The organism is Streptomyces atroolivaceus, assembly GCF_000717025.1.
GTDB lineage: Bacteria > Actinomycetota > Actinomycetes > Streptomycetales > Streptomycetaceae > Streptomyces > Streptomyces atroolivaceus.
On the sequence record NZ_JNXG01000006.1, the window covers coordinates 219213 to 244029 of the forward strand.

Here is a 24817-nt window from a genome sequence, read left to right on the forward strand (position 1 = left end):
GGCCTCGATCGGGTTGGCCCAGGACGCGTAGGGCGGGGCCGGGCACGGGCGATCCACGCTGCGCCTTCTCCGGCTTCGAGGCGCGGGTGCGCTTCGGCATTGAGTAACAGGAAGTTGCCTCCATGCGGGGGATTTCCCGCCCCTCGTCCAGCACAACGTCGGCCTTCACGACGCGAATGGAAGTGAAGGCCGACGTGACGCTCGCCCGCAGGGACCGCCATCAAGATCCAGATGGGTTTCTGCCTCTGCGGAGTCTGTCGCCCTCGGCAGGGTTCATTCGGCTCAGCTGACGGTGACGAGGCGCTGTACGGACAGGCTGCGTGAGGACCGGCCGGCGTGGACGGTGTAAGAGCCGGGGGTGAGTTTCCAGGCGCCGGCAGTCCACACCGACAGGTCGCGGGCAGTAACGCTGAAAGTGATCCGAGTACTTGCACCGGGAGCGAGCGCGACCTTGCGGAAGCCGATCAGTCGCCGCGGCTCGGCCTGGGCGCCGGCAGGCAGGGCCGCGTAGAGCTGCACGACTTCGGTGCCCTCGCGGGATCCGGAGTTGGTGAGGGTGACGGCGGCAGTCAGCGTCCTGGTCGCTGTGTTGTAGGACGCTTCCAGGGAGCCGAGGTTGAAGGTGGTGTAGGACAAGCCGTGTCCGAAGGGGAACAGCGGGCTCTGGTTCTTCGCGTCGTAATAGCGGTAGCCGACCAGGTGCCCCTCGCTGTGGGAGACCGTGGGGCCATTGCCCGGGTAGGTGGGCTGCGTCGACCCGGGTCCCTGGGACGCCGTGACGGGGAAGGTGACCGGCAGACGGCCTGAGGGGTCTGCGTCACCGAAGAGGACGGCTGCCAATGCGGTACCCGTGGCGCGTCCGGCGTACCAGAGCTGGACGACCGCTTCGACATCGTTGATCCACGGCATGGCGACGGGGCCGTCGGTGTTCAGGACGACGATGGTGCGGGAGTTGGCTGCTGCTACGTCGGCGATGAGTTTGTCCTGGTCGCCCGGCAGGTCCAGGGAGCCGTGATCCATGTCCTCGCCCGCGACCCGGTTGACGATGACCACGGCTGCGTCACTGGTCCGTGCCGCGGCGACCGCGTCAGGTATGAGGGACTTCGGCTGCCAGCCGAGGGTGAGGCCGCAGGTACCGGTGTCGGCGGTGCTGTTGCTGTACTCGACGCTGATACTCACCGCCTTACCGGCTGTGAGGTCGATGATGCCCTGGAGCGGATAGTCGTACGGTCCGAGGAAGAATCGGCGGCTGTGGCGGGTGCCGGAGATGACCGTCCTGCCGTTGATGACGAGCTTGGTGGTGCCTGAGGGCAGCATCGAGAAGCGGTGCGGGCCCGTTGTGGTCGGCGTGAGGGTGCCGCTCCAGCGGGCCGACCACACGGTGGGCAGCCCGGCCACGGGCGCACTGGTGAAGTCGATACCGGCGCTGACCTGTGTGGCGACGGGAGTACCGGACGGCTGGGCCGCGGCGTAGAAGCTGCCGGTCAGCCCCGCCGCGCCGGAGCCAGTGCGCAGCACCGTCGCCGGGACGGCGGTGAGGGGGATGTCTCCGAGGGTTCCCTGGCGGTAGGTGACGGTGACCCCGGTACCGGCCCGGTCCTTGATGGCCGCCAGCGGGGTGGTCCAGGTGCCGGGATTCACGTAGGTGGAGCCGGAGACTCCTGTCAGGGCGGTGTTCTCGGCCGGGCCGATCACCACGAGCGATTTGACGGTGGGGGTCAGTGGGAGGGCTCGGCTGCGGTTGGTGAGCAAGACCGTGGAGCTGACGGCGAGTTCGTGGGCGAGGTCTTTGTGTGCCTGTGTACTGGCGTTCGCGGCAGGTGCCGGTACGGGGTGGTCGAACAGACCGTTGGCATACATGGTGTTGAGGATGCGCAGGGCGGCGTCGTCCAGGCGGGCCGCGGGGACGCTGCCGTCGGTGAGGCCGCCGACAGGTATCTTCACGCCCCCGGGGCCGAGTCCGCCGAGGTCCATTCCTGCCTTGACGGCTCCCACCGGGTCGTCGCCGGCCCAGAAGTCGGGGACGGTGTAGCCCTCCAGACCGATGGTCTTCTTGAGGTCGTTGAACAGCGCGGAGCTCTGAGTGGCGAACGTTCCGTTGATCTTGGGATAGGCCATCATCACCGAGGTGACGGGTACGGCGTCGATGATGCGCTCGAAGGAGGCGTGGTAGATCTCGTGCAGTGCCCGGTCGGAGATCTGCGCGTCGACGAAGAAACGGTTGACTTCCTGGGTGTAGGCGCTGAAGTGCTTGACGGTGGCAACGACGTGTTGTTCCTGGATGCGCCGGGTGAGCGCCGCGCCGAGGATGCCGGAGAGGAGCAGGTCCTCTCCCATGCTCTCGGCCTGCCGGCCGAAGTGCCAGGTGCGGGCGGTGTCGACGGTGGGGCCCAGAAGGTTGTTGTAACCCTTGGCACGTCCTTCGGCGCCCAGCGCCTGACCGAGCCGGCCGGCGAGGTCGGCATCGAACGTCGCGGCCTGCGCGAGGGGGACGGGGAAGGCCGTGACGCCGGTTTCCCCACGCAGGCCGGCTGAGGCGTCCACCATGGTCAGGGCAGGTATGCCGAGGGAGCTCAGGGCTGCGAAGTCGCAGCGGACGAGGGCCTCTTTCTGTGCGGCGGTCATCTTGGCCAGGAGGGCGACAGCCCTGCTGTCGGGGGCGGCGCCCGCGGTACGGCGGGGCGCTGCGGCGGCCGGTGCGATGCCTGAGGCCAGAGCGGTGAGGACGGCGGCTGAGAGAAATGTACGACGATTCATGGCGGCTCTTCCATGAGGAATTGGGGGCAGGACAAAACAGCGCCTTGGTCGGCGCGAGCAGCGGGACGCCGCACCTTGCGGGGATGGGGGGTGCTCACTGGCGCGCGCCGCCTGGGCACGGCACCTGCGGCTCATCCCTCCTGGTAGGCCTCATCGAGGGCGGCAAGGACGCCATCGATATCGGTGCGCCCGGAGAACAGTTTCTGGATCTGGATGAAGTGCTCCTGCTGGACCTGAGGGTTGGGCCACAGCTGATCCATGAAGGGCACGGTGGTGCCGGCCTTCTGGTGTGCGACCAGTTCCTTGAGAACGGGGTCGGCCGTGAAGCGGTCGTTGGGGATGGCAGGCAGGGTGCCACTGTCCTGGTTGTAGAGGTTCTGGCCGGTGTCGGACCCGAGGAACTCGGCGAACTTCATGGCCAGCTCCTTGTTGTCACTGTCGGAGTTGACTCCATAGGCGGCTGACACTGCACCGGGCATGTGGGTCTGTGCCGCGTTGTTACTCGCGGGCACGGCGAACATGTCCAGTTGCAGTTCCGGAGCTGTCGCGGTGATGGCCGAGGTGCTGCTGGCGACTTGTATGACGCCCACCGCCCTGCCCTCGGCAACGTCCTGGATGGACGTCTCGTAGCTCGTCCCCAACGGATCGCTGCTGAAGCAGTCCCGCTCATCGAGCTCGACGTACTTCTCCAACGCCTCTCTCCAGCCGGAGTCGGCGAAGGTGGCCCGGCCGTCACCCATCTCGGTCGCGAACTTGGGATGGCCGGCGTAGACAGTGGTGGCGGCCAACGCGTAATCGGCCAGCTGGGTCACCCACGGTGTCTCGATACCGAGCGCGAACAGCACCTTGCCGCCGGCCTTCGCCTTGTCGCACAGCTGCAGCAACTCGTCCCACGTCTCGGGGGTGGTGCCGCCGATGTCGCGCATGGCCTTCTTGCTGTAGATCGCGCCGATACCGCTGTAGTTGGCCGGCACCGCATAGGTGGCGTCGCCGACCCGGGTCACCCACTTGGTGTCCTCCGGGACACTGCGCGCGAATTCCAGACCGGACAGATCGGCAAGTCGACCTGCGGACTCCAGCGTCCGGACAGCGGCAGGGTTGCCGTAGCCGGGCCAGACGGTGAAGACGTCAGGCGCCGCGCCTGAGGACAGCTGGGCGGGGAGGGTGCTCTGGAGCTGGTCGGTGTCGGCGTAGGTCACCGCGATCTTCACCTGCTGATTCTCTCGCTCGAAGGCCGCCACGACAGTCTTCATGGCTGAGCGGTCGGTGATATTGGCGGTGATCTTCAGAGTGCCGTCGTCGGTGGCTGCCGAGCCGGACCCACCGCAAGCGCTCAGGCTCATGGCGAGGCTCGTGACCATGACGGTGGCACGGACGCAGCGGGAGGTTCTCATGACAGGCTCCGTGCAGGAGAAGGGGAGAAGGTGATGTGCGTTGCCGAAGTGCAGCTGAGAGTCAGAGTGCTCCGGATGAAGTCATCTGCGGAGGGCTGACGACGTCCCAGCAGAGCTGCTCACACAGTGCACAGTTCACCGGGGACGCGGACTGGATTCCGGTGACGGTGCCGGCGTCGCTCGGGGTCAGGGGGATCGGCTGACGGTTATGGGGCCGTGAGACGCCTTCTGGACCGCTCCGCCGGCGGGAGCAGACGACCAAGACCTCACCAGTCCGCCGATGTGGATCGGCGCTCAGCCCCTGAGGCCGACCGAGCAGGAAGGCCCCTGAATCACGAACGCCAGGCGGAGAAGGGAGTAATCAGAAGTCGTGCTCCGTTTTCGCGCGCTCCCCCGACCGCCGTGGCATCGACCGTGGCCGGAGCTGGGGCGTCAAGAAACGCCGGGGCGAAGCCGCAGTGCAGGAAGCCCAGGCGGCCTCAGCAGCCGACGAAGGACGGGCAGACCGTCGCCCCGGTCCTGCGGGCCGATCCGAGCGGGGCAACCGCCGGATCGCTCATGACTGGGGTCGTGGTCGTGACCAGTGCTGGGGAGGTGACGGTAGAGAATCTTCTGTTCACAGCGGCTCTCCCGGACGAGTCGGTGGCCGCTCGACGGGCCACCATGGGGGCGGGGCCGACCGAGCAGTCAGGTACACGGTCGACCCCAGCTTGAGGGGGATCTCATACGAACATCTCTTGCAGGCGAAACGCCTTTTCCGGAACTTTCGAGACAACCGCTGCCGCGTCCCACGGCGAGCGATTTCGGTGTCCGGCGACAGCCGCTCGTGAAGCGTTTCGACCAACAAAGGGGAAACTATTGCCTCTCACGGCTTCAGGTCAACCCTCGGGAAGCACGTACCTCAAGGAAATCTCACAACCATCAAGGAGGCGCCTTTCGCCGAACAATGCGATCTGAAATTTCAATTGAAACGCTTTACGAGACCGCCCTTTATCGGTGCAATGGATGGAGGCCATCCACAAGACGAATGCCGGAGAGTTCAACGAACCTTGGAATATCGAAGCCCGACGCATGCAGGCATGCGCCGGGCTTGCTGAAGCTGATGCGTGAAGGTTCGTTCAGGAAGCCTTTATGGCTATTTTCTCCGTGTCGAGGACATGTTCGCCCGGCCCCAGGGCGACCGGCGTGCAGCCGGGCAGTTCCGCGGTTGCTTCACAGCCCTCCGGTACGACGATGTCGGCTCTGAGCCCCGTGGCGGTCTGCTCCCACGAGATGGACACCGTTCCGTAGGGCGTCTCGTGCCGGGCCTGGGCCGAGGTGATGCCGCCGCCGGGGCGGGGACGGAAGGTGATCTTCCGGTATCCGGGGGCCGTGGCGGTGATGCCGCCGACCACACGGTGGAGCCAGTCGGCGACGGCCCCGAGGGCGTAGTGGTTGAACGATGTCATGCCCCCGGGGTTGAGGGTGCCGTCGGGGCGGAGGCTGTCCCAGCGTTCCCAGATCGTCGTGGCGCCCATGGTCACGGTGTACAGCCAGGAGGGGCATTCGGTCTGCAGGAGCAGGCGGTAGGCGATGTCGAGGTGCCCGGTGTCGGTGAGCGCGTCACAGATCAGCGGGGTTCCGACGAAGCCGGTGGCGATGCGGGCGCCGTCCTCGATGACCAGCTCGGCCAGGCGGTCACCGGCCGGCTGCCGCTGCGGCGTGGTCAGCAGGCCGAAGGCGAGTGCGACGGCGTAGGCGGTGGGACTGTCGCTCGTCATGCGGCCCGAGGGAAGGACGTACCGGTGGCGGAAGGCTTCAGCCACCTCGCCGGCGAGTGCGCTGTATCGCTCGGCTTCCGCGTCATTCCCCAGCACGTCTGCCGTCAGGGCGAGGTGGCGGGCGGAGTGGGCGAAGTAGGCCGTGGCGACGAGGTAGCGGTCGGTGCGGCCGGAGGCCGGGTCGTCGGGCGGTGCGGCCGGGTCGAGCCAGTCTCCCAGCTGGAAGCCGGTGTCCCATAGGCGGGTCGGGCCAGCGAGGCGTTCGACGAGGTCGACCCACTTCTTGGCCATCGGATAGTGGCGGCGGAGGAGGGCGAGGTCCCCGAAGCGCTGGTGGAGCGTCCAGGGGGTGAGCGGGGCGACGTCCCCCCAGGCGGCGCCCGGGTGGATCGGCGTCCACATGGGTCCGCCCGGGATGACGGGTACGTACCAGGGGATCGTGCCGTCGGGCAGTTGCTCGAGGCCGACGTCGGTGAGCCAGGAGTCGAGCATGCCCGCGCAGTCGTAGAGGAAGCTTGCGGTGGGTGCGAAGATCTGGATGTCGCCGGTCCAGCCGAGGCGTTCGTCGCGCTGGGGGCAGTCGGTGGGGATGTCGACGAAGTTGCCGCGCATGCTCCATACGACGTTCTCGTGCAGGCGGTTGACCAGCGGGTCGCTGCACTCGAACCAGCCGGTTCGCCGCATGTCCGTGTGGTACACCCGGGCGGTCACCATGCCGGCGGTCAGATCGGGTGTCCAGCCGCTGACTTCGGCGTAGCGGAAGCCGTGGAGGGTGAAGCGTGGTTCCCAGGTGATCGGCCCCCGTCCGGAGAGCATCAGGGTGTCGGTGGCGTACGCCTCGCGCAGCGGCCGCGTGGCGAGTTCGCCCGCGTCCAGGACCTCGGCGTGCCGGAGGGTGACGGCGGTGCCGGCCGGGCCGTCGAGGGTGACGCGGAGGCGGCCGACGAGGTTCTGGCCGAAGTCGAGCAGGTGGCGGTCGTCGCCGGTACGGGTCACCTCGACCGGTGCGATCTCCTCGGTGCAGCGCACCGGTGGGCCCGTCGGGGCGACGAGGGTGCCGAGGTCACGGCTGTGCGTGCGCACGGGGGCCCACCCCCCCGCGGCGGTGCCGGCGGGGGTGGCCCAGCCGGGGTCGTACAGCCGGGCGTCGAACGTCTCGCCCTCGTACAGGCCGCTGGTCAGGATCGGTCCGGGGGCGGCGCTCCAGGTGCCGTCCGTGGCGATCGTGGCCGTGGTGCCGTCCTCGTACGTCACCTCCAGCTGGGCGATGAGGGACTGGTCGGTGCCGTAGATGTTGCGGGTGCCGCCGTCGAAGCCGTACTTGCCGCGGTACCAGCCGTCACCGAGCCAGGCTCCGATGGTGTTGGCGCCTGTGGTGAGGTGGCCGGTGACGTCGTGGGTGCGGTAGCGCAAGCGATGCGGGTACACCGTCCAGCCCGGGGCCAGGGTCTCGTCGCCGACCCGGCGCCCGTTGATCTCCGCCTCGTACAGACCGTGCGCCGTGATGTAGAGGCGGGCGCGCGTGACGGGCCCGTCGAGACAGAAGTCCTTGCGGACACGCGCCGGGCGACGGTCGGCTTCCGGGTCCTCGTACCAGGCCGCACCGACCGGGACGGCGTGCCAGTCGGCCGCGTCGAGCAGACCCGCCTCGACCACACTTGGCCCACTCCAGCCCGAGGGGGCATCGGAGTCCGTCGTCCAGACGCGGACACGGACGGTTACGCGTTCGCGGGAGGTCAGCGGTGCGCCGGGCCAGGCAACGAGCACCTGGTCCCGCCCGGCGACGCGGCCGGTGCGGTCGGCCCGTCCGGCGCGGGTGAGTTCGACTTCGTACGCTTCCTGGGAACCGCCGCCTTTCGGCAACGTCCACGTCAGGCGCGGGGTGGGGGCCCCGATGCCGATGCCGTCCGGGAAATGCTCGAAGGACACCGGTGAGGGCTGAGGGGGGAGCAAGGAAAGCCTTTCGTCACGTGCACGGGAGCGGGGGTTGCGGGCGTGGCTCAGCCCTTGACCGCTCCCGCGGTGAGGCCCTTCATGACCTTCTGGTTGAGGAAGAGATAGATCAGGAGGGTGCCGAAGACGTTGATGCAGATGGCGGCGAACAGAGGGCCGTACTGGGTGGCGCCGAAGTCCCCGGTGAAGTTGAGCAGGCCGACCTGGATGGTGCGCAGGTCCTGGTTGTTGGTGAAGGTCAGTGCGATGAGCAGGTCGTTCCAGATGAAGAAGAACTGCACCAGGCCGACCGTGAGCAGGGCGTTGCGCACCAGGGGCACGCTGATGGTCCAGAAGGCGCGCAGGATGCCGGCGCCGTCGATGGTGGCGGCCTCGAAGAGTTCGCGGGGGACCGTGCGGTAGTACGTGGCCATCATGAAGACGGTCAGCGGCAGGCCGGTGCCGGTGTAGGTGAGGATCAGCGGCCACAGGGTGCCGGACAGACCGGCCTGGAAGTACACGGTGAACAGCGGCAGGAGAATCATCTGCGGGGGCACCATCATGCCCGCCAGGAAGACGAGAAGGGTGAGGCTGCGGCCCTTCCACACCATGATCTGCAGGGCGAATCCCGCGGCCGTGCCCAGGAGCAGCATGAGCGCCAGGGCGGGCAGGACGGCGAGCAGGCTGTTCTGGACGTAGAGACCCAGGTGGCCGGTGGTCCAGGCCTCGGAGTAGTTGCCCCATTGCCAGGTCGTGGGCAGGCTCCAGGTGGAGTTGTTCAGGTAGTCGTCGTTGGACTTCAGGGAGGTCAGGAACATCCAGATCAGCGGGTAGATCTCGACGACCAGCAGCAGGGTGACGACGATCTTCACCCACAGCCGGCGCGGTGTCCTGGGCCTGCGGCTCGGTCCGGCGTTTCCGGAGAGCCCTCGGCTCCAGCGGCCTGCGGAGGTCTTCGCAGGTGTTTCGATGGCCATGTGCTCAGCCCTCCGTGAGGTCGCGCTGCGAGACGCGGTAGACGACCAGGCTCACCAGCAGGCAGACCACGGTCAGCAGCAGGGCGATGGTGCTGCCGTATCCGTAGTCGCTGTAGGTGAACGACGTCTGGAACATGTAAAGGGTCAAGGGGGTGGTGCCGTTGCCGGGGCCCCCGTTGGTCAGGGCGACGACGGAGTCGAACACCTTCAGGGTTCCGTTGATGCTGAAGATCAGTGACGACATCAGAACCGGCAGGGACAGAGGCAGCACGATGTGGCGGATCAGCCGCAGTCCCGAGGCGCCGTCCAGGCGGGCCGATTCGAGGACCTCGTCGGGGATGTCCACCAGGCCGGCGAAGAGCAGGACGGCGTAGAAGCCCATGGAACGCCAGATGTCCATGACGATCAGGACCCAGAATGCGCTTCCCGCACTGCCGAAGAAATCGATGGATTCGATTCCGACCGCATTGAGCAACGAATTGACCGGGCCTGTCTGCGGGGCGACCTGGAAGAACTTCTGGAAGAGCAGGCCCACCGCGACCGTGGGGAGCACTACGGGGAAGAAGGCCAGGGTGCGGATGAGCGCGGAGGACTTCTTGAGGAAGAACACGTAGAGCAGTGCCAGCAGATAACCGGCGACGACCTGTCCTACCGTGACGATGGCGGCGTATTTGAGAGTGAACCAGAGAGCGTCATGGACGGCCGGGTCATCGAACAAGCGGGAAAAGTTGGCGACCCCGTTTCCGGTGAAGCCGTCGATGGTGTTGCCCTTGGTGAAGGAATACCCGAGCGACCACACGATCGGGACCAGCATGATCAATGAATAGACCAGAAGGGCGGGACCGAGGAGGATCGCGATGGCCCTGCGGTCACCGAGTACGCGGTGCATGGATGGTGTCCACTTCGTTTCCGTTGAAGAAACCTGTCGGAACGGAACCGGGGGCAGCCCACGCGTATGGCGCGAGGAGGCCGATGGGCCGCCCCCGGTTGATCACTGGGCGGCCAGTGCGTCCTGGACGGTCTGCATGAACTGCTCGGGCTTCATGCTCCCGGCCACCAGGCCGGCGGCGTTGGTCTGGCTCACGGTGGTGGCCTTGGTACTGAACAGGGCCTCGAACCACAGGACGTTCTGCTTGGACGTGCTGATGGTGTCGCGGACCTGAGTGGTGACCTCGTTGGCGTCCTTCACCTCGGTGTTCACCTTGAAGCCCGAGATGGAGCCGTGGTCCTTGAGCGCGGTGCTGCCGTAGTTCTTGGCGATGCAGGACGCCCATGCGCCGGTCTTCTCGTCGAAGGACTTCGCGCCGAGGGTGATGCCGAGGCCGACGTTGGAGGGGTACTGGTCGATGGAACCCTTGCCGCCGGCGACAGCGGGGAAGGGCATGAAGCCGACGTTCTCCGCGCCCACCTTGTTCTGCTTCGCGTCGGAGACGTTGGCCAGCGCCCAACTGCCCATGTAGAACATGGCTGCCTTGCCGTTGAGGAACTGGTTCATCGCGGTGTCGTAGTCGATCGAACCGACACCCTTGCCGAAGTACCCCTTCTCGCCCAGGGCTGCGACCTCTTCCGCGGCCTTCACGTACTCCGGGTCAGTGAGCTTCGCTTTGCCGTCGGCCACCTTCTGGAGAGCGTCGGGGCCCAGGCTGCGGTAGAGGTAGGTGCTTACCAGGCGGGTGAGCGGCCACCCTTGCTGACCGGAGGCGGAGAACGGCTGAATGTCCTTGGCGTCCAACTTCGCCGCGCCGGCCACCAGCTCGTCCCAGGTGCCCGGCACGGCTATGCCGTTCTCCTGGAAGAGCTTCTTGTTGTAGAAGATGCCCTCGATGTTGTACTCGTACGGCAGCACCTCGACCTTGCCGCCGTACAACGCCTTGATCGTGGAGACGGCGGCAGGCTCCAACTGGTCGAGGACACCGAGTGACTTGAGCTCCTGCTCCAGGTCGGCGACCTTGCCCGACTTCGCCAGCTGCTGCGTCAACGCCGGAGCGTTGCCCGCAGCGAACTGCACCGGCAGGGCGTCCTGGCCGGCGAGCAGCTGCAACTTCTGGTCCAAGCTCGCCTGCGGGACGGTCTCCACCTTCAGCGGCAGCGCGTCGTTCGCCGACTTGCACGCACCTTTGGACATGGTGGTCAGGGCGGTCTTGACGGTGGTGTTCTCGGTGACGCTCAGGTAGCTGAACTCCTTGGGCGCGGCAGAGGATCCGGCGCCGCCACCGCCGCAGGCGGTGGTGAGCAGTGCCAGTGAGGCGGTGCCGGCCGTGAACAGGCTCAGACGCGCACGACGAACGCGGGGCATGCGAAGGGACACGGAAGACTCCCGAAGGTCTTTGAGAGAGGGGCGAGGAACGGCGAGCGGCGCTGAGAAAGGCAGACGGGTCCGACCGCACAGAAGGCTGCGTGTAACGTTCTCCACCACGAAGTGAGCAACACCCTGCACCGCACCGATGGATCCGTCAAGACACGGAGCTGTAACACCGAGGCACGGAACAGTAGCTTTGCCGTCATCCAGACGCCATTATGTAGACCGTTACACCGACGCCTATGAAATCCGGAGTGCTCACGATGAGCGGGTCCGCCGCACCGAAGCAGAACAAGCGTGTGACCATCACCGATGTCGCGCGGCACGCGGGCGTGTCCGTCGCCGCGGTGTCCAAGGTGTTGCGCAACGCCTACGGCGTGAGCCCGGGCATGCAGCAGAGGGTGCGGGCCAGCATCGCCGAGCTGGACTACCGCCCACAGGCGGCTGCCCGCGGGATGCGGGGGCGGACGTACACGATCGGCGTGCTGCTGGACAACGTCCGCAACGCCTTCTTCGCAGACATCCTCGACGGCATCCAGGAGGAACTCCGCACCAGCGAGTACACGGTGCTGATCGGCGCGGCCGGCTTCGACCCGGACGAGCAGGCGAAGACGATCCGTTCGATGGTCGACCGCCAGATGGACGGCCTGATCCTCATCGCGCCGGGGACCTCGCGCGCCAAGGTGCTGGCAACGGCGACGGCCACACCGACCGTGGTCATCGGCCATCACGACGGCACCGACACCCACGACTCGGTTGTCGACGCCGACGATACCGGCGCCGAGCTGGTGGTGGACCACCTCGTGGCGCTCGGCCACCAGGACATCGCCCTGGTCTCCGCCCCCGGCACCAAGGCCAATCAGTGGAAACGCACACCGGAGGTCGTCCTCGCCGACGGCTACCGCGCGGCCATGGAGCGGCACGGCCTCGCCGAGCATGTACGCGTTCACCACGCCGCGTACTCCGACGAAGGAGGCTTCAAGGCCGGCATGACCCTGCTGACCGCCGAGCGCCGGCCGACCGCCGTCATGACCGGCGCCGATGTCGCGGCTCTGGGCATCTACCGGGCGGCCCACGAACTCGGGCTGAGCATCCCGGACGACCTTTCGCTCGCCGGGTACAACAACACGGCCCTGGCCGCTCTGGCCCCCGTTCAGCTGACCAGCGTCGACCAGGCAGGGCACACCATGGGCTCCTCCGCCGCCCGCATGCTCATCGAGCGCGTGGAAGGCCGACGCGACAGGGCCATGCAGACCTCCATGACACCGCGACTGGTGGTACGCGGCAGCACCGCCGCCCTGAGTGGCAGTTAGGCCGAGGATGGAAGCGGGTCTGCCGTGCGCTCTCCGACGCCTCTCGAACCAAGTCTCGTACAGAGGATCCTGATGGACCATGAGAATGCCGCACGCCGCAGAGTGGGCATCAAGGATGTCGCGCGGGAGGCCGACGTTTCTCTCGGCACCGTTTCCAATGTGCTCAACCGCCCGGAGCTGGTGGCTGGGCCCACACGAGCCCGCGTGCTGGCAGTAATCGACTCGTTGGGCTACGTGAGGACGGAAGGAGCCAGGCAACTGCACGGGTGGGCGGCCCGTGTCCTCGCAGTGGTGGTGCCAGATCTGGCTCACCCGTTCTTCACGGCCCTGGCCGTAGGCGTGGAACAGGCCGCCCGCGAGGCCGACCTCGGTGTGATGGTCTGCATCGGCACCCGCGATCCCGAAGAGGAGGCGCGCTATCTCTCCCTGATCACCTCGCACCGGATCCGAGGTGCCGTGCTGACCTCCGGAGAGGCCGTCGGGCGCACAGTGGCTGCCTTCCGGCGGAAGGCTGTTCCATTCGTCGTCGCCGACCAGTGCGGCCCCCAGCCCGGCGCCTGCTCCGTCGGCATCGACGATGTGGCGGGTGGGCACGCCGCGGTACGCCACTTGATCGACCAGGGACACCGCTCCATCGCCTACGTCAGCGGGCCCGACCTCCAGCAGGTACGGGACCGCCGCAGGGGAGCCGTCAACGCCGTCACCCAAGCGGGGCTCCAGCCCACAGCCCTGAGGGAACTCGCCTGTGCGGACCTCACCGTGGGCGCGGGCAAGGACGCCGGGCACCGCATCCTCGGGCTCCCCCACCGCCCCTCCGCCGTCTTCTGCGCCAACGACCTGCTTGCCCTGGGCGTGCTCCAGGCCCTGTACGAAGCCGAGCTGAAGGTGCCGGAGGACCTTGCGGTGGTCGGCTACGACGACATCGAATTCGCCACGTCCGCCGTCGTCCCGCTCACCTCGGTGCGACGGCCTGCCGTGGCGATGGGCCGGCGGGCCGGCCGTCTGCTCGTCGAGGAGACGACCCGCGGCGCCGGCCACGAGCACGCCCACGTGGTACTGCAGCCGGAACTGGTCGTGCGCCGGTCGACCCTGGCCGCGCCGGCGCGGTGACAAGGATCGGTCAGGGCTGTTCAGGAGCACGGTGATGCAGCTCCCGCTGCGTCGTACGGCGCGTAAAGGGCAGCAGCGCGGCCGAGACCAGCAGGGTGACCAGCCCGAGTAGTCCGACAGCCGATGCCAGGTCGCCCAGAAACTCCTGACCACCCAGGAGGACCAGTGGGCAGAGGAACTCACCGAGAAAGAACGCCGCCGTCCACAGTCCGGTACCGCGCCCCCGGTCGGCGAAGTCGAGCCGGGACATCGCCAGCGTCAGCAGCGAGGGCAGAAGCAGCCCCGTCCCGACGCAGTTCAACACGGCGCCCACGATCAACAAGGGGAGGCTGTCGGCGGTTCCCATGACAAGGAAGCCGGCGGCACACAACAAGAAGAGTCCCGGCAGTCGACGTCGCGGCCGGTCGGTGAGCCGGGTGAAGACAAGCGAGCCGACCACGGTGGCGGCGCTGGCGATCGCCGTAACCGCTCCAATGACGCCGGTGGAATCCACACCCAAGTCGTCGAGCAGATAGGACATCTCCACAGGGACGGCGTAGAAGACAACCGCACCGAACACGGTCAGCAGGCACAGGCCGGCCATCCGGCGCACGGGAAAGGGCCGACGCTCGGCCCCGGCGGGCTCCTCCCCTGCCACGCGCTCGGCGCCGGGCGCCGGTGCCGGCAGCACCCGGGCCATGACGGGGGCAAGCAGCAGACCCACCGCGTACAGCCAGAAGGGTGCACGCCAGCTGACCGCCCCGAGAACACCTCCGAACACGAAGAAGACGGTGGCCGATGCCGACGCGCACATCGTCTGCAGGGCGAAATAGCGGTCACGCAGCTTGCCGGTGTAGTAGTCACCGATCAGGGTGGTGCAACAGGTCATGATGGCGGCCTCCGCGATCCCCAGCAGCACGCGGCTGACCACGATGCCGTGCAGGGAGTCCAGCCACAGCGGCACCGTGCCGAACAACGTGTACAAGATCGCCGCCACGACCAACAAGCGTTTGCGGCCGAGCCGATCGACGATGACACCGGCGAACGGGGCAAGGAGAGCCAGTGACAGCGCCGGGACCGTCAGCACCAGGGGGACCAACGCCGCGTTGCCCGGTACACCCTCGAAGTGGTCCTGCATACGAGGCAGAACCGGCGCGAGCAGCACTGCGCCGAGGATGGGCAGACAACTGCCGGCCATCAGCAGAGCAGCTGGCAGGCTGCCCACCACCGGGTGGTCGTCGCGCTCACTGACAGTCGGGGCAGCAGAAACCGGCATGGCGGCACTCCAGGATGCGAGGCGGGAAGGTCGCGCCGTGAAGCGGGCGAGTCCGGCTGTCGGAGGTCGCTGCGCATGGGCGCGTGATGTGCCATGACTATGCGGTTCGGGCGATGCGCTGCCCACCCCCCACGCGATCCAAGTTTCGGATGACGTCGATCCAAGCCGTGGATGACGCGATGTTTCCCCGCCAGGTCTCACCGGTGGCCGCAGGGACGCACACTCATCAGTCTGCGGTCGGCGCCTCTGACACCTCAGCCATGCGCCTGCCTACGCGGGCTGTCGTTTCACGCAGCCAGATATGGGCCGCGTCGTGCGTGTGCACCGGGTGCCACCACATCGCCTCCCGCAGCGGGACCGCTTCGTAGGGCGGCTGCACCACGTGCACGGCGGCGAGCGGTGCAAGGAGCCGGGCGAGGCGGGCCTGGATCAGGGCGATGCGCCGCGTGCCCGCCACCAGCAGCGGCAACAGCTGAAAGCTGTCCACGGAAACTTCCACGTGCGGCTCGATGCCGAGCATGCCGAGCTGGCGCACGGCGGGGGCGTCGTAGGTCCGCTGGTAGGTGACCCACGGCAGTCGTCCCAGATCGTCGAGGGTGAGCCGGTCCTCGATGCTCGGGTGATCGTCCGCGACGAGGAAAACCCAGCTGTCCTCGTAGAGGTCGGTGGCCGGGAAGTCACTGATCACGCCGTGCGGTATGAGCAGACCGTCGGTGGTGCTCAGCAGCGTGGCTGTGTCGTCGACCACGGTGGGCGGGGTCTGGACGAAGCGCAGCCGGATGCCGGGCGCCTCCTCGTGGACCACCCGGGCGAGTTCGGCGCCGAAGACGGCGACAGCGTAGTCGGACGCCACGAGTTTGAACTCGCGCTTCTCGCTCCCCGGGTCGAAGTCGGCCTGGCTGGCGAAGAGGCGTTCCACCACTTCATAGGCGGTGGAAGTGCGGTGCAGGAGAACCTGCCCGAGGGCGGTGAGTTCGTAGTGGCCGCCGACACGGGCGAGCAGATCGTCGCCGAAGTGGCGGCGCAACCGGGCCAGGGAAGCGCTCATCGCGGGCTGACTGAGCCCGACGCGCTCCCCGGCGCGGGTGACGTTGCGCTCTTCGAGCAAGGCACGGAGGGCGACTACGAGGTTGAGGTCGAGGCGAGCCAGATTCACGATTTTTCCCCTTGCGGTAAGGCGCCGACCAGGAAGGAATAAATTTGATGGATGGCGGCCATCCATGGAATCGATTTCCGTGATCCCGGGTGCTGGGTCCAGATTAGTCACACCGCAATCAGGAGGACATGTTCGTGAAATCTGCATCCGCGTCCGCGCTGTTCGCCGGGCCGTTCGCTCTGGCCACGCTCTCGCACCCGGACGGACCGGCCTTCCCCGCGCTCGTCACGGCGGACGCCCAGGTGATCGACCTGCGCACTGCCTTCGGTGACAAGTCCCTGGCCATCCGTGATCTCCTGGAGACCTGGGACACTGCTGAGGAGCGGCTTACGGCGCTGGCCGGTGACAGTGCTCTGGAGCGAAGGCCACTGACGGACTTCCGGGTGCACGCACCGGTCGAGCCCCGTCAGGTGTTCCAGTCCGGCGCCAACTACCGGCAGCACGTCATCGACCTGCATGTCGCGCACCGGGCCCCGGGCGACGACCGCTCCGAGGACGAGCGGCGTGCCGAGGCCGCAGAGATCATGGACCGCCGGGCGGACGAGGACCTGCCCTACGTCTTCATCGGCCTGCCGAGCGCGATCACCGGCCCGTACGACGATGTCGTACTCCCCTCCTGGGCCGAGAAGCCCGACTGGGAGCTGGAACTGGTGGCGGTCATCGGCAGGCCGGCCCACCAGGTGCCCGTGGAGGAGGCCCTCAGCCACGTCGCCGGCTACACGATCGCCAACGACCTGACCGACCGGGCGACCGTCTTCCGCCGGGACATGCCGCAGATCGGCACCGACTGGCTCCGCAGCAAGAACGCCCCGGGATTCACCCCGCTCGGCCCGTGGATCGTGCCGGCCGCGACGGTCGGGGACACCGACGACCTGCGCCTCGTGCTGAAACTGAACGGCGAGACCATGCAGGACGAGTCCACCAAGGACATGATCTTCGACGTCGCACGCATGGTCTCCTACGCCTCGCAGACCGCCCACCTGCTGCCCGGTGACCTGGTGCTCACCGGCTCCCCGGCCGGCAACGGCATGCACTGGGGACGACTCCTACGTGACGGCGATGTCATGGACGGATCCATCACCGGCCTCGGAGCTCAGCGCACCCGATGTGTCGCGGAGGCGTCATGACCCTCGACCGCACCGATCCCGAGGGCTCGATCGCCGAGGCCGCCAAGGCGTACTCCAACTGGGGGCGTTGGGGCGCGGACGACGTGCTGGGCACCCTCAATTTCCTGGACGAGGCGAGGCGACGTGAGGCCGCCACGCTCATCCGCCGGGGCGTCAGTTTCTCCCTCGCCCAGAGTTTCGACATGGACGGCCCGCAGAAGGGCTGGCGCCGCCGCACCAATCCGGTGCACACCATGCTGGACACCGGCACCGACGCGGCGCTCGGCCTGCAGGGCTTCCCGCACGGCCTCGGCGGTGCCGACGACGTCATCGCGATGCCGCTGCAGTGCTCGACGCAGTGGGACGGGCTGGGCCACATCTTCGACCACGGCAAGGCGTGGAACGGCCGGGACGCGGCGAAGACGGTCACCTCCGAAGGCGACCTGGTCACCGGCATCGAGCACATGGCCCCTCATGTCGCCGGACGTGGCGTGCTCCTGGACGTCGGCCGCACGATCGGCGAGGACGGGGAACTGCCCGACGGCTTCGCGATCACCGAGGAACACCTCACGGCAACCGCCGGAGCCCAGGGCGTGACTGTCGGCCGCGGCGACATCGTGCTGGTTCGTACCGGACAGCTCGCCCGCACCCGCCGCGACGGCTGGGGCGACTACGCAGGCGGCGCGGCCCCCGGCCTGTCCTTCACCACCGCGGGCTGGCTGCACGGCAGCGAGATCGCCGCGATCGCCACCGACACCTGGGGCTTCGAGGTACGGCCCAACGAGTTCGACGTCGCCTTCCAGCCGCTGCACCAGGTCGCCATCCCCAACATCGGCCTGCTCATCGGGGAGATGTGGGACCTGGAGGCCCTTGCCGCGGACTGTGCCGCCGACGGCGCGTACGCGTTCTGGCTCACCGCCGCGCCCCTTCCCATCACCGGCGCGGTCGGCTCCCCCATCAACCCGATCGCCGTCAAGTAGTACCAGCCAGGAACAAGGGAGTTCCCCCATGAATGAAGCTCGTACGGTCCTGGTGATCGGTGGAGGCGCGGCCGGTAACGCCGTGACCCTTCTCCTGCGTCGCGCGGGTGTCGACGTGAACCTGATCGAGGCCAAGGAGGACTGGAACGCCACCGCCGGCTCCGGCATCACCCTCCAGGGCAACGCCCTACGCGTGCTGCGCGAACTGGGAGTATGGGAGCAGGTCGAGGCCTCAGGATTCGGCTTCGGGTCAGTCGGCATCACCGCCCCCGACGGGACCGTCCTGCACGCGCAGGACGACATCCGCAGCGGCGGCGACGACCTTCCCGCCACCGTCGGCATGCAGCGGCCACAGCTGCAGCGCATCCTGATCGAGGCCGTGCGCGCCAGCGGCGCGTCCGTCCGCCTGGGGGTCACCGCCGAGATCACGGCCCAGGACGCCCACGGTGTCTCCGTCCGCTTCAGCGACGGCTCCGAGGGGCGCTACGATCTGGTGATCGCTGCCGACGGCCTCGGCTCGACGACCCGGGCTGCCATCGGCATCACGGCGAAGCCCGAGCCGACCGGCATGGCCATCTGGCGCGTCGCCGCCCCCCGCCCGACCGGCGTGGAGCGCACCGACCTCGCCTATGGGGGCCCTGCCTTCATCGCCGGCTACTGCCCCACCAGCGACAGCACGCTCTACGCCTACGTCGTCGAGGCCAACCGCGACCGCGCCTCGATCCCCCCGGAGTCGTACGCCGACGAGATGCGACGCCTGGCCTCCGCCTACGGCGGCAACTGGCCGGAGATCACCGAGCACATCACCGACCCGGCGCAGGTCAACTACACGTGGTTCGACCGCATGCTGGTCGAGGGCTCGTGGCACCGGGGCCGGGTGGTCCTCGTCGGCGACGCCGCCCACTGCTGCCCGCCCACCCTCGCGCAGGGCGCCGCCCTGTCCCTGGAGGACGCCTGGGTGCTGACGCAGATACTGACCGGCTCCGACACCTGGGACGACGCCCTGTTCCAGCAGTACTACGAACGACGGATCGCGAGAGTCCGGCCGGTGGTGGAAGCGTCCGTACAGATCGGGCAGTGGCAGCTGGACGGCGTACGTGACGCCGATGTTCCCGGCCTGATGGGCCGCACCATGACGATGCTCCGGGAGCTGCCGTGACCGCCCCGACCGTGGACGTACACGCGCACGTCCTGCTTCCCGAGGTCGAGGCACTCGTGGCGGGCCGGCCCGGCCACGATGCGGCAAAAGCTCTGGACGCCCGACGCAACGGCGCCGAGGCTCTCGCGGTGAGCGGGCCCATGGTGGGTGAGCGCATCCCGAAACTGACTGACGTCGCCGTGCGCCTCGCGGCGATGGACCAGCAGGGCGTCGACGTTCAGCTGGTCAGCCCGTCCCCCTCGCACTACCACTACTGGGCCGACGAGGAGACGGCCACGAAGGTGTACCGGCTGGCCAACGAGGCCACCGCAGCGCACTGCGCGGCGGCCCCGAAGCGGCTGCGCGGCCTCGGACTCGTACCGCTCCAGCACCCGGAGCTGACGGTGGAAGCTCTCGACGACGCCCTGGGGAACGGTCTCCTGGGTGTGGAGATCTCCAGCCACGCACCGGGCCGTGAGCTGTCCGACCCTGCGTACGAGGCGCTGTGGACCCGGGCGGAGGAGAGCGGAGCGGTGCTCTTCCTGCATCCCTTCGGGTGCACGCTCGACGAACGCCTGGACCGGTGGTACCTCTCCAACACGGTCGGCCAGCCCACCGAGAACGCCGTCGCACTCTCCCACCTCATCTTCTCCGGGGTGCTCGACCGGCACCCCGGTCTGAAGCTGGTCGCCGCCCACGGCGGGGGCTACCTGCCCACCCACATCGGCCGCTCCGACCACGCCTGGTCCGCACGCTCCGACGCGGGCGCCGGGTGCGCACACCTGCCGAGCAGCTACCTCAGGCGGATGTACTTCGACTCGCTCGTCCACGACCCGCACGTCCTGCGGGAGCTGGTCCGGGTGGCAGGGGCCGACCGTGTGCTCCTCGGCTCCGACTTCCCCTTCGACATGGGCTCCGAGGACCCGGTCGGTGCTCTGCGCGCCGCGGGACTGTCCCCGGCCGACTTCGACGCCGTACGCGGTGGCAACGCCGCCGCCCTGCTCGACCCCACTCTCACCTGAGGAGGAAACCATCATGAGCGCACGCCTGCTCACCCATCTGCGTCACGTCGACCTGGCGGTGCCGGACTACGAGAAGCAGCTCGACTTCTACTCCGGCGTCTGGGGGCTCACCAAGGTCAGCGAGGACTCCGGGATCTCCTTCCTGGCCGCCGAGGGCTCCCCCGAGCAGTACGTCGTACGGCTGCGCAGGGCGGAGGAGAAGCGGCTCGACCTCGTCTCCTACGGCGCTGCGAACCCGGCCGACGTGGACACCCTCGCCGAGCGGCTCCTGGCCGGCGGAGTCCGGCTGATCTCGCGGCCCGGGGCCGTGGACACCCCGGGCGGCGGCTACGGCTTCCGCTTCTTCGACGTCGACGGCCGCACCATCGAGGTCTCGGCCGACGTCGAGGTCCGGCAGCACCGGAAGATCGAGGAGAAGGAAGCCATCCCGGTCAAACTCTCCCACGTCGTCCTCAACTCCCCCGACCTGAACCGCACCCGTCAGTGGTACGAGCACCACCTCGGCTTCGCCCTCTCCGACACGCTCTCCTCACCCCACATGGGCGAGGTCATGCACTTCATGCGCATCAGCAACCAGCACCACTCCATGGCCATCGCCCAGGGCCCGCACACCGCCCTGCACCACGTCTCCTTCGAGATGCGGGGCATCGACGAGTACATGCGCGGCTCCGGCCGGGTGATGCGGGCCGGCTTCCGCAAGATCTGGGGGCCCGGACGGCACATGGCGGGCGACAACACCTTCACGTACTTCCTCGACCCGCACGGCAACACGGTGGAGTACACGACCGAGCTGGAGAACCTCGACGAGGACACCTGGCACCCGCACGTCTACGACTTCTCCCAGCCCGAGGTCACCGACCAGTGGGGCACCGCCAACGCGATGAACGAACTCGTCGCCAAGGAGTCCTTCAACGACCCCGACCGCGGCGTGTTCGTCGCCCCGCCGGTCTGAGCCGGACCACTCCTCTCCTGTCGGGGGCCGCTGCGGCCGTGTCACACACACTGCCGCAGCGGCCCTTCCCCGCCCCCTTCTGGAGCCGCACCATGCGTTTCGCCACTTACGAACATCAGCACCGCCACCGGGTGGCCGTCGTGGAAGAGGACGGCACCCTCTTCCCCCTGCCCGGGGTCACCTCACTCACCACGTTGCTGGCGGAGACCGACGGGCTGCCCGGCCTGCTCGCCGCGGGAGCGGCGGCACTCGACGTACCGGCCGGCCCCCATGTCTCCCAGGTCCGGCTGCTGGCGCCACTCCAGCCCACGTCCGTACGCGACTTCGTCACCTTCGAGGAGCACGTCGAAGGTGTGCGCCGCGCGGTGGACGGCGTCGCCGGTGTACCCGAGCAGTGGTACGCGGCACCGACCTTCTACTTCACCAACCCCCACGCGATCTACGGCCCCCACGACGGCGTCCCGGTGCCGCCCGGCTCCGCAGTGCTCGACTTCGAACTCGAGGTCGCCGCCGTCATCGGTCGCGAGGGCCGCGACCTCACCCCGGAACGGGCCCGTGACCACATCGTCGGCTACACCGTCTTCAACGACTGGTCCGCCCGCGACCTCCAGTCGGCGGAGATGAAGGTGGGTCTCGGCCCTTGCAAGGGCAAGGACACCGCGACCACCCTCGGCCCCTACCTGGTCACCGCGGACGAGCTGGAGCCCTACCGCGACTCCGAAGGTTTCCTGCGGCTGGCCCTCACCGCCAAGGTCAACGGTGAGACCGTCGGCGAGGACCTCCTGTCCAACATGAGCTGGACCTTCGAGGAGATGACCGCCTACGCCTCACGCGGCACCCGGGTGGTCCCGGGCGACGTCCTCGGCTCCGGCACGTGCGGTAACGGCGGCTGCCTCGCCGAGCTCTGGGGCCGCCGCGGTAAGCAGACCCCGCCCCCCTTGCAACCGGGCGACACCGTCACTCTGACCGTCGAGGGCGTCGGCACGCTCACCAACAGCGTTGTCGTCGGTGCTGGGCCCCTGCCCCTGCCGCCCGGCCGGCGCCGCAACCGGGAGCGGCCGTGACCGGCCCGCACACCACAGGTCTGCTCGGCAAGGTGGTCGTCGTCACCGGCGCGGCCCGTGGTCAGGGTGCAGCCGAGGCCGCCGCCCTCGCCCGGGAGGGCGCCCACGTCATCGCCACGGATGTCGACCCGGTGGACGGGTGCCGCGGCCTGGATGTCACCAGCGAGAAGGACTGGGCGGACCTCGCGGCCGAACTGCGGGAGACGTACGGGCAGGTGCATGGTCTGGTCAACAACGCCGGCATCACCTGGCGCGCCCGCGTCGCCGACGTGCGCCCCGAGGACATGGCGCGCGTCCACTCGGTCAACGTCACCGGCCCTCTCCTCGGCATCCAGCACCTCATGCCCCTGATGCCCCCGGGCTCCTCCATCGTGAACGTCGGCTCCTCCGCAGCCCTCACCGCCCACTACCCGGTCGCGTACACGACCAGCAAGTGGGCACTGCGTGGCTTGTCGAAGACGGCAGCACTGGAGCTCGGCCCCCGCGGCATCCGTGTCAACACGGTCCACCCCGGCTACATCGAGACCGAGATGACCGCCTCCGCCACCCCGGCATTCCGCGAGACCAACATCCGCGAAACCCCCCTGGGGCGCACCGGAAGCGTCGACGAGGTGGCGCCGCTTGTGGTGTTCTTGATGTCCGACCAGTCGTCGTTCATCACCGGAGCCGAAATCCCCGTCGACGGCGGCCTCACCGCACACGGCGGCGTCAAGTCCGTCTCCGACGCCCTGCGCCCCGCGGCCGCTGAGTGAAACGGCTCGAAGGCAAGGTGGCTCTGATCTCCGGCACCGCCCGAGCTCAGGGCCGGGCTGCGGCCCTGCGCTTCGCGGCCGAAGGCGCGGTGATCGCACTGACTCGCCCACTCGCCGCCGAGGGTGCCCCACACGGCATCCGCGCCGACTGCGTAAGCCCCGGAAATGATCGACACCGTCGGCTCGCGGTCCAACCTCCTCTCCGAGGAGCACCCGATGCGCAGCATCGTGGAGCGCATCCCTCTCGGCCGGGTGGGAGTCCCCGCCGACGTCGTCAACGCAACCGTGTTCCTCGTGTCCGGCGAGGCCTCGTTCATCACGCACGCCAACCTCGTCATCGACGGCGGCTGGTCCACGGTGCTGCCCGGCGCCCTCATACAAAAGGAATCACGCACGTGAACAAAGTCAGCGGCAGTGCTGCCGAGGCGGTAGCCGACATCCCCGACGGCGCCTCACTCGCCGTCGGCGGTTTCGGACTCTCCGGAGTTCCTGACGTCCTCATCGGCGCCCTCCTCAAACAGGAGGCAGCCGGACTGGAGGTCGTCTCCAACAATTGTGGCGTGGACGGCCGCGGCCTGGGCGTCCTGCTGGCCGCAGGGCGCATCGCCCGGGTCACCGGATCCTACGTGGGTGAGAACAAGGAGTTCGCTCGGCAGTACCTCAGCGGCGAGCTTGAGGTGGAGCTGACCCCGCAGGGCACGCTCGCCGAACGCCTGCGGGCCGGCGGCGCAGGCATTCCCGCCTTCTACACTCCAGCCGGCGTCGGCACCCAGGTGGCGGAGGGCGGCCTTCCCTGGCGCTACGCGCCTGGGGGCTCGGTCGCCGTCGCCTCACCACCCAAAGAAATCCGGGACTTCTCAGGGCGGCCGTACCTCCTGGAGCACGGCATCACCACCGACTTCGCCCTCGTCCGGGCCTGGCGCGGCGACCGGCACGGCAACCTCGTCTTCCGCCGGGCCGCCGCGAACTTCAACCCGCTCGCCGCCATGGCCGGCCGCATCACCATCGCAGAAGTCGAGGAACTCGTCGAACCCGGCGAGCTGGCACCCGACGACGTCCACCTGCCCGGCATCTACGTGCAGAGAATCGTAGAACTCACCCCCGAACAAGCCGCTGACAAACGTATCGAGAAGAGGACGGTGAGCATCTGATGCCCTGGACCCGTGAACAGATGGCCTCCCGCGCAGCCGAAGAACTCGCTGACGGCTCCTACGTCAACCTGGGTATCGGCCTCCCCACCCTGATACCCGGCTACCTCCCGCCCGGAGTCCACGTCGTGCTCCACTCCGAGAACGGCATCCTCGGCACCGGCCCCTACCCCACCGAGGACGAGGTCGACCCGGATCTCGTCAACGCGGGGAAGGAGACAGTCACCGTCCTGCCCGGTGCCTCCTTCTTCGACTCCGCGCTCTCCTTCGGCATGATCCGGGGCGGGCACATCGACACCGCCTTTCTCGGCGCCATGCAGGTGTCGGCCCACGGAGACCTCGCCAACTGGATGATTCCCGGCAAGATGGTGAAGGGCATGGGCGGCGCCATGGACCTGGTCCATGGCGCCCGGCGTGTCGTCGTCCTCATGGAACACACCGCCAAGGACGGCAGCCCCAAGATCGTTGAGGAGTGCACGCTGCCCCTCACCGGTCGGCGATGCGTGGACCGCGTCATCACCGACCTCGGGGTGCTGGATGTAACCGCCCGCGGCCTCGCCCTCGTCGAAACGGCCCCGGGCGTCACCTTCGCGGACATCACCGCGTGCACCGAGGCTCCCGTGCACGCGGACAGCCACACGGCCGCATGTTGATCCCACGGACCTGAGCCGCGTCCCCGGCTGACCTGTCTCACCGAAACCG

At 68.3% G+C, this 24817-nt stretch carries 20 protein-coding genes; 12 read left to right on the forward strand and 8 right to left on the reverse strand.

Annotated elements, in window-relative coordinates; all coding sequences use genetic code 11:
- Positions 1-282 precede the first annotated feature (282 nt).
- The 6 genes from OO67_RS15630 to OO67_RS15655 form a co-directional block, all read right to left on the reverse strand.
- The gene (locus tag OO67_RS15630; RefSeq protein ID WP_033300642.1) at positions 283-2757 is read right to left on the reverse strand and encodes a glycoside hydrolase family 3 C-terminal domain-containing protein; all 2475 of its coding nucleotides are present in this window, start codon (positions 2755-2757) and stop codon (positions 283-285) included.
- 131 nt (positions 2758-2888) lie between these two features.
- A complete protein-coding gene (locus OO67_RS15635; protein ID WP_033300643.1) occupies positions 2889-4151 on the reverse strand; it encodes an ABC transporter substrate-binding protein in 1263 nt (420 codons plus the stop codon).
- Positions 4152-5269: 1118 nt separating this feature from the next.
- On the reverse strand, positions 5270-7840 hold the full coding sequence (locus OO67_RS15640) for an alpha-L-rhamnosidase (protein ID WP_244300210.1): 2571 nt from the start codon (positions 7838-7840) through the stop codon (positions 5270-5272).
- Between the two features lie 71 nt (positions 7841-7911).
- Positions 7912-8820 (reverse strand): carbohydrate ABC transporter permease, encoded by a 909-nt coding sequence (locus OO67_RS15645; RefSeq protein WP_033300647.1) that lies wholly within the window; start codon positions 8818-8820, stop codon positions 7912-7914.
- Between the two features lie 4 nt (positions 8821-8824).
- Positions 8825-9709, reverse strand: coding sequence for a carbohydrate ABC transporter permease (locus OO67_RS15650; protein ID WP_033300648.1), 885 nt, complete (start codon positions 9707-9709; stop codon positions 8825-8827).
- Positions 9710-9811: 102 nt separating this feature from the next.
- A complete protein-coding gene (locus tag OO67_RS15655; protein ID WP_078597939.1) occupies positions 9812-11128 on the reverse strand; it encodes an ABC transporter substrate-binding protein in 1317 nt (438 codons plus the stop codon).
- 233 nt (positions 11129-11361) lie between these two features.
- Between OO67_RS15655 and OO67_RS15660 the strand changes: the two genes are divergently transcribed.
- Both OO67_RS15660 and OO67_RS15665 read left to right on the forward strand, forming a co-directional pair.
- Complete coding sequence (locus OO67_RS15660) at positions 11362-12432, forward strand: LacI family DNA-binding transcriptional regulator (protein WP_244300211.1); 1071 nt, start codon at positions 11362-11364, stop codon at positions 12430-12432.
- Between the two features lie 72 nt (positions 12433-12504).
- On the forward strand, positions 12505-13542 hold the full coding sequence (locus OO67_RS15665; protein WP_033300651.1) for a LacI family DNA-binding transcriptional regulator: 1038 nt from the start codon (positions 12505-12507) through the stop codon (positions 13540-13542).
- A 10-nt stretch (positions 13543-13552) separates the two neighbouring features.
- On the opposite strand, the gene OO67_RS15670 is transcribed toward OO67_RS15665, so the two are convergent.
- Together OO67_RS15670 and OO67_RS15675 are read right to left on the reverse strand one after the other, a co-directional pair.
- A complete protein-coding gene (locus OO67_RS15670; RefSeq protein ID WP_051709442.1) occupies positions 13553-14797 on the reverse strand; it encodes an MFS transporter in 1245 nt (414 codons plus the stop codon).
- A gap of 226 nt (positions 14798-15023) precedes the next feature.
- A complete protein-coding gene (locus tag OO67_RS15675) occupies positions 15024-15953 on the reverse strand; it encodes a LysR family transcriptional regulator (RefSeq protein WP_033300652.1) in 930 nt (309 codons plus the stop codon).
- Between the two features lie 128 nt (positions 15954-16081).
- Between OO67_RS15675 and OO67_RS15680 the strand changes: the two genes are divergently transcribed.
- From OO67_RS15680 to OO67_RS15725, 10 genes are all read left to right on the forward strand, one after another.
- Positions 16082-17080 (forward strand): fumarylacetoacetate hydrolase family protein, encoded by a 999-nt coding sequence (locus OO67_RS15680; protein ID WP_033300653.1) that lies wholly within the window; start codon positions 16082-16084, stop codon positions 17078-17080.
- Positions 17077-18039, forward strand: coding sequence for a cyclase family protein (locus OO67_RS15685; protein WP_033300655.1), 963 nt, complete (start codon positions 17077-17079; stop codon positions 18037-18039). Before OO67_RS15680 ends, OO67_RS15685 begins: the two co-directional genes overlap by 4 nt.
- Positions 18040-18067: 28 nt before the next feature.
- Complete coding sequence (locus OO67_RS15690; protein WP_033300657.1) at positions 18068-19198, forward strand: FAD-dependent oxidoreductase; 1131 nt, start codon at positions 18068-18070, stop codon at positions 19196-19198.
- Entirely contained in the window at positions 19195-20199 is a 1005-nt protein-coding gene (locus tag OO67_RS15695; protein ID WP_033300659.1) for an amidohydrolase family protein, read from the forward strand. The genes OO67_RS15690 and OO67_RS15695 overlap by 4 nt, the downstream gene beginning before the upstream one ends.
- Positions 20200-20212: 13 nt before the next feature.
- Positions 20213-21151, forward strand: a complete 939-nt coding sequence (locus tag OO67_RS15700) for a VOC family protein (RefSeq protein WP_033300661.1) — start codon at positions 20213-20215, stop codon at positions 21149-21151.
- A gap of 92 nt (positions 21152-21243) precedes the next feature.
- Positions 21244-22215 carry a fumarylacetoacetate hydrolase family protein gene (locus OO67_RS15705; RefSeq protein ID WP_033300813.1) on the forward strand — a complete coding sequence of 324 codons (972 nt, stop codon included), beginning with the start codon at positions 21244-21246 and terminating at the stop codon, positions 22213-22215.
- Positions 22212-22967 (forward strand): SDR family NAD(P)-dependent oxidoreductase, encoded by a 756-nt coding sequence (locus OO67_RS15710; protein ID WP_033300662.1) that lies wholly within the window; start codon positions 22212-22214, stop codon positions 22965-22967. Before OO67_RS15705 ends, OO67_RS15710 begins: the two co-directional genes overlap by 4 nt.
- Positions 22968-23132: 165 nt before the next feature.
- Positions 23133-23366 (forward strand): SDR family oxidoreductase, encoded by a 234-nt coding sequence (locus OO67_RS39300; protein WP_051709443.1) that lies wholly within the window; start codon positions 23133-23135, stop codon positions 23364-23366.
- Positions 23363-24118 carry a CoA transferase subunit A gene (locus OO67_RS15720; RefSeq protein WP_033300663.1) on the forward strand — a complete coding sequence of 252 codons (756 nt, stop codon included), beginning with the start codon at positions 23363-23365 and terminating at the stop codon, positions 24116-24118. Before OO67_RS39300 ends, OO67_RS15720 begins: the two co-directional genes overlap by 4 nt.
- Positions 24118-24768 carry a CoA transferase subunit B gene (locus tag OO67_RS15725; protein WP_033300664.1) on the forward strand — a complete coding sequence of 217 codons (651 nt, stop codon included), beginning with the start codon at positions 24118-24120 and terminating at the stop codon, positions 24766-24768. Before OO67_RS15720 ends, OO67_RS15725 begins: the two co-directional genes overlap by 1 nt.
- Positions 24769-24817 lie beyond the last annotated feature (49 nt).

Bases quoted from the DNA above. Each gene is read 5' to 3' on its own strand.
- OO67_RS15665 (WP_033300651.1), top strand. From the start codon at position 12,505: ATGGACCATGAGAATGCCGCACGCCGCAGAGTGGGCATCAAGGATGTC.
- OO67_RS15670 (WP_051709442.1), bottom strand. From the start codon at position 14,797: ATGCCGGTTTCTGCTGCCCCGACTGTCAGTGAGCGCGACGACCACCCG.
- OO67_RS39300 (WP_051709443.1), top strand. From the start codon at position 23,133: ATGATCGACACCGTCGGCTCGCGGTCCAACCTCCTCTCCGAGGAGCAC.
- OO67_RS15725 (WP_033300664.1), top strand. From the start codon at position 24,118: ATGCCCTGGACCCGTGAACAGATGGCCTCCCGCGCAGCCGAAGAACTC.
- OO67_RS15680 (WP_033300653.1), top strand. From the start codon at position 16,082: ATGTTCGTGAAATCTGCATCCGCGTCCGCGCTGTTCGCCGGGCCGTTC.
- OO67_RS15650 (WP_033300648.1), bottom strand. From the start codon at position 9,709: ATGCACCGCGTACTCGGTGACCGCAGGGCCATCGCGATCCTCCTCGGT.
- OO67_RS15685 (WP_033300655.1), top strand. From the start codon at position 17,077: ATGACCCTCGACCGCACCGATCCCGAGGGCTCGATCGCCGAGGCCGCC.
- OO67_RS15700 (WP_033300661.1), top strand. From the start codon at position 20,213: ATGAGCGCACGCCTGCTCACCCATCTGCGTCACGTCGACCTGGCGGTG.
- OO67_RS15635 (WP_033300643.1), bottom strand. From the start codon at position 4,151: ATGAGAACCTCCCGCTGCGTCCGTGCCACCGTCATGGTCACGAGCCTC.
- OO67_RS15705 (WP_033300813.1), top strand. From the start codon at position 21,244: ATGCGTTTCGCCACTTACGAACATCAGCACCGCCACCGGGTGGCCGTC.
- OO67_RS15660 (WP_244300211.1), top strand. From the start codon at position 11,362: ATGAAATCCGGAGTGCTCACGATGAGCGGGTCCGCCGCACCGAAGCAG.
- OO67_RS15645 (WP_033300647.1), bottom strand. From the start codon at position 8,820: ATGGCCATCGAAACACCTGCGAAGACCTCCGCAGGCCGCTGGAGCCGA.
- OO67_RS15630 (WP_033300642.1), bottom strand. From the start codon at position 2,757: ATGAATCGTCGTACATTTCTCTCAGCCGCCGTCCTCACCGCTCTGGCC.
- OO67_RS15690 (WP_033300657.1), top strand. From the start codon at position 18,068: ATGAATGAAGCTCGTACGGTCCTGGTGATCGGTGGAGGCGCGGCCGGT.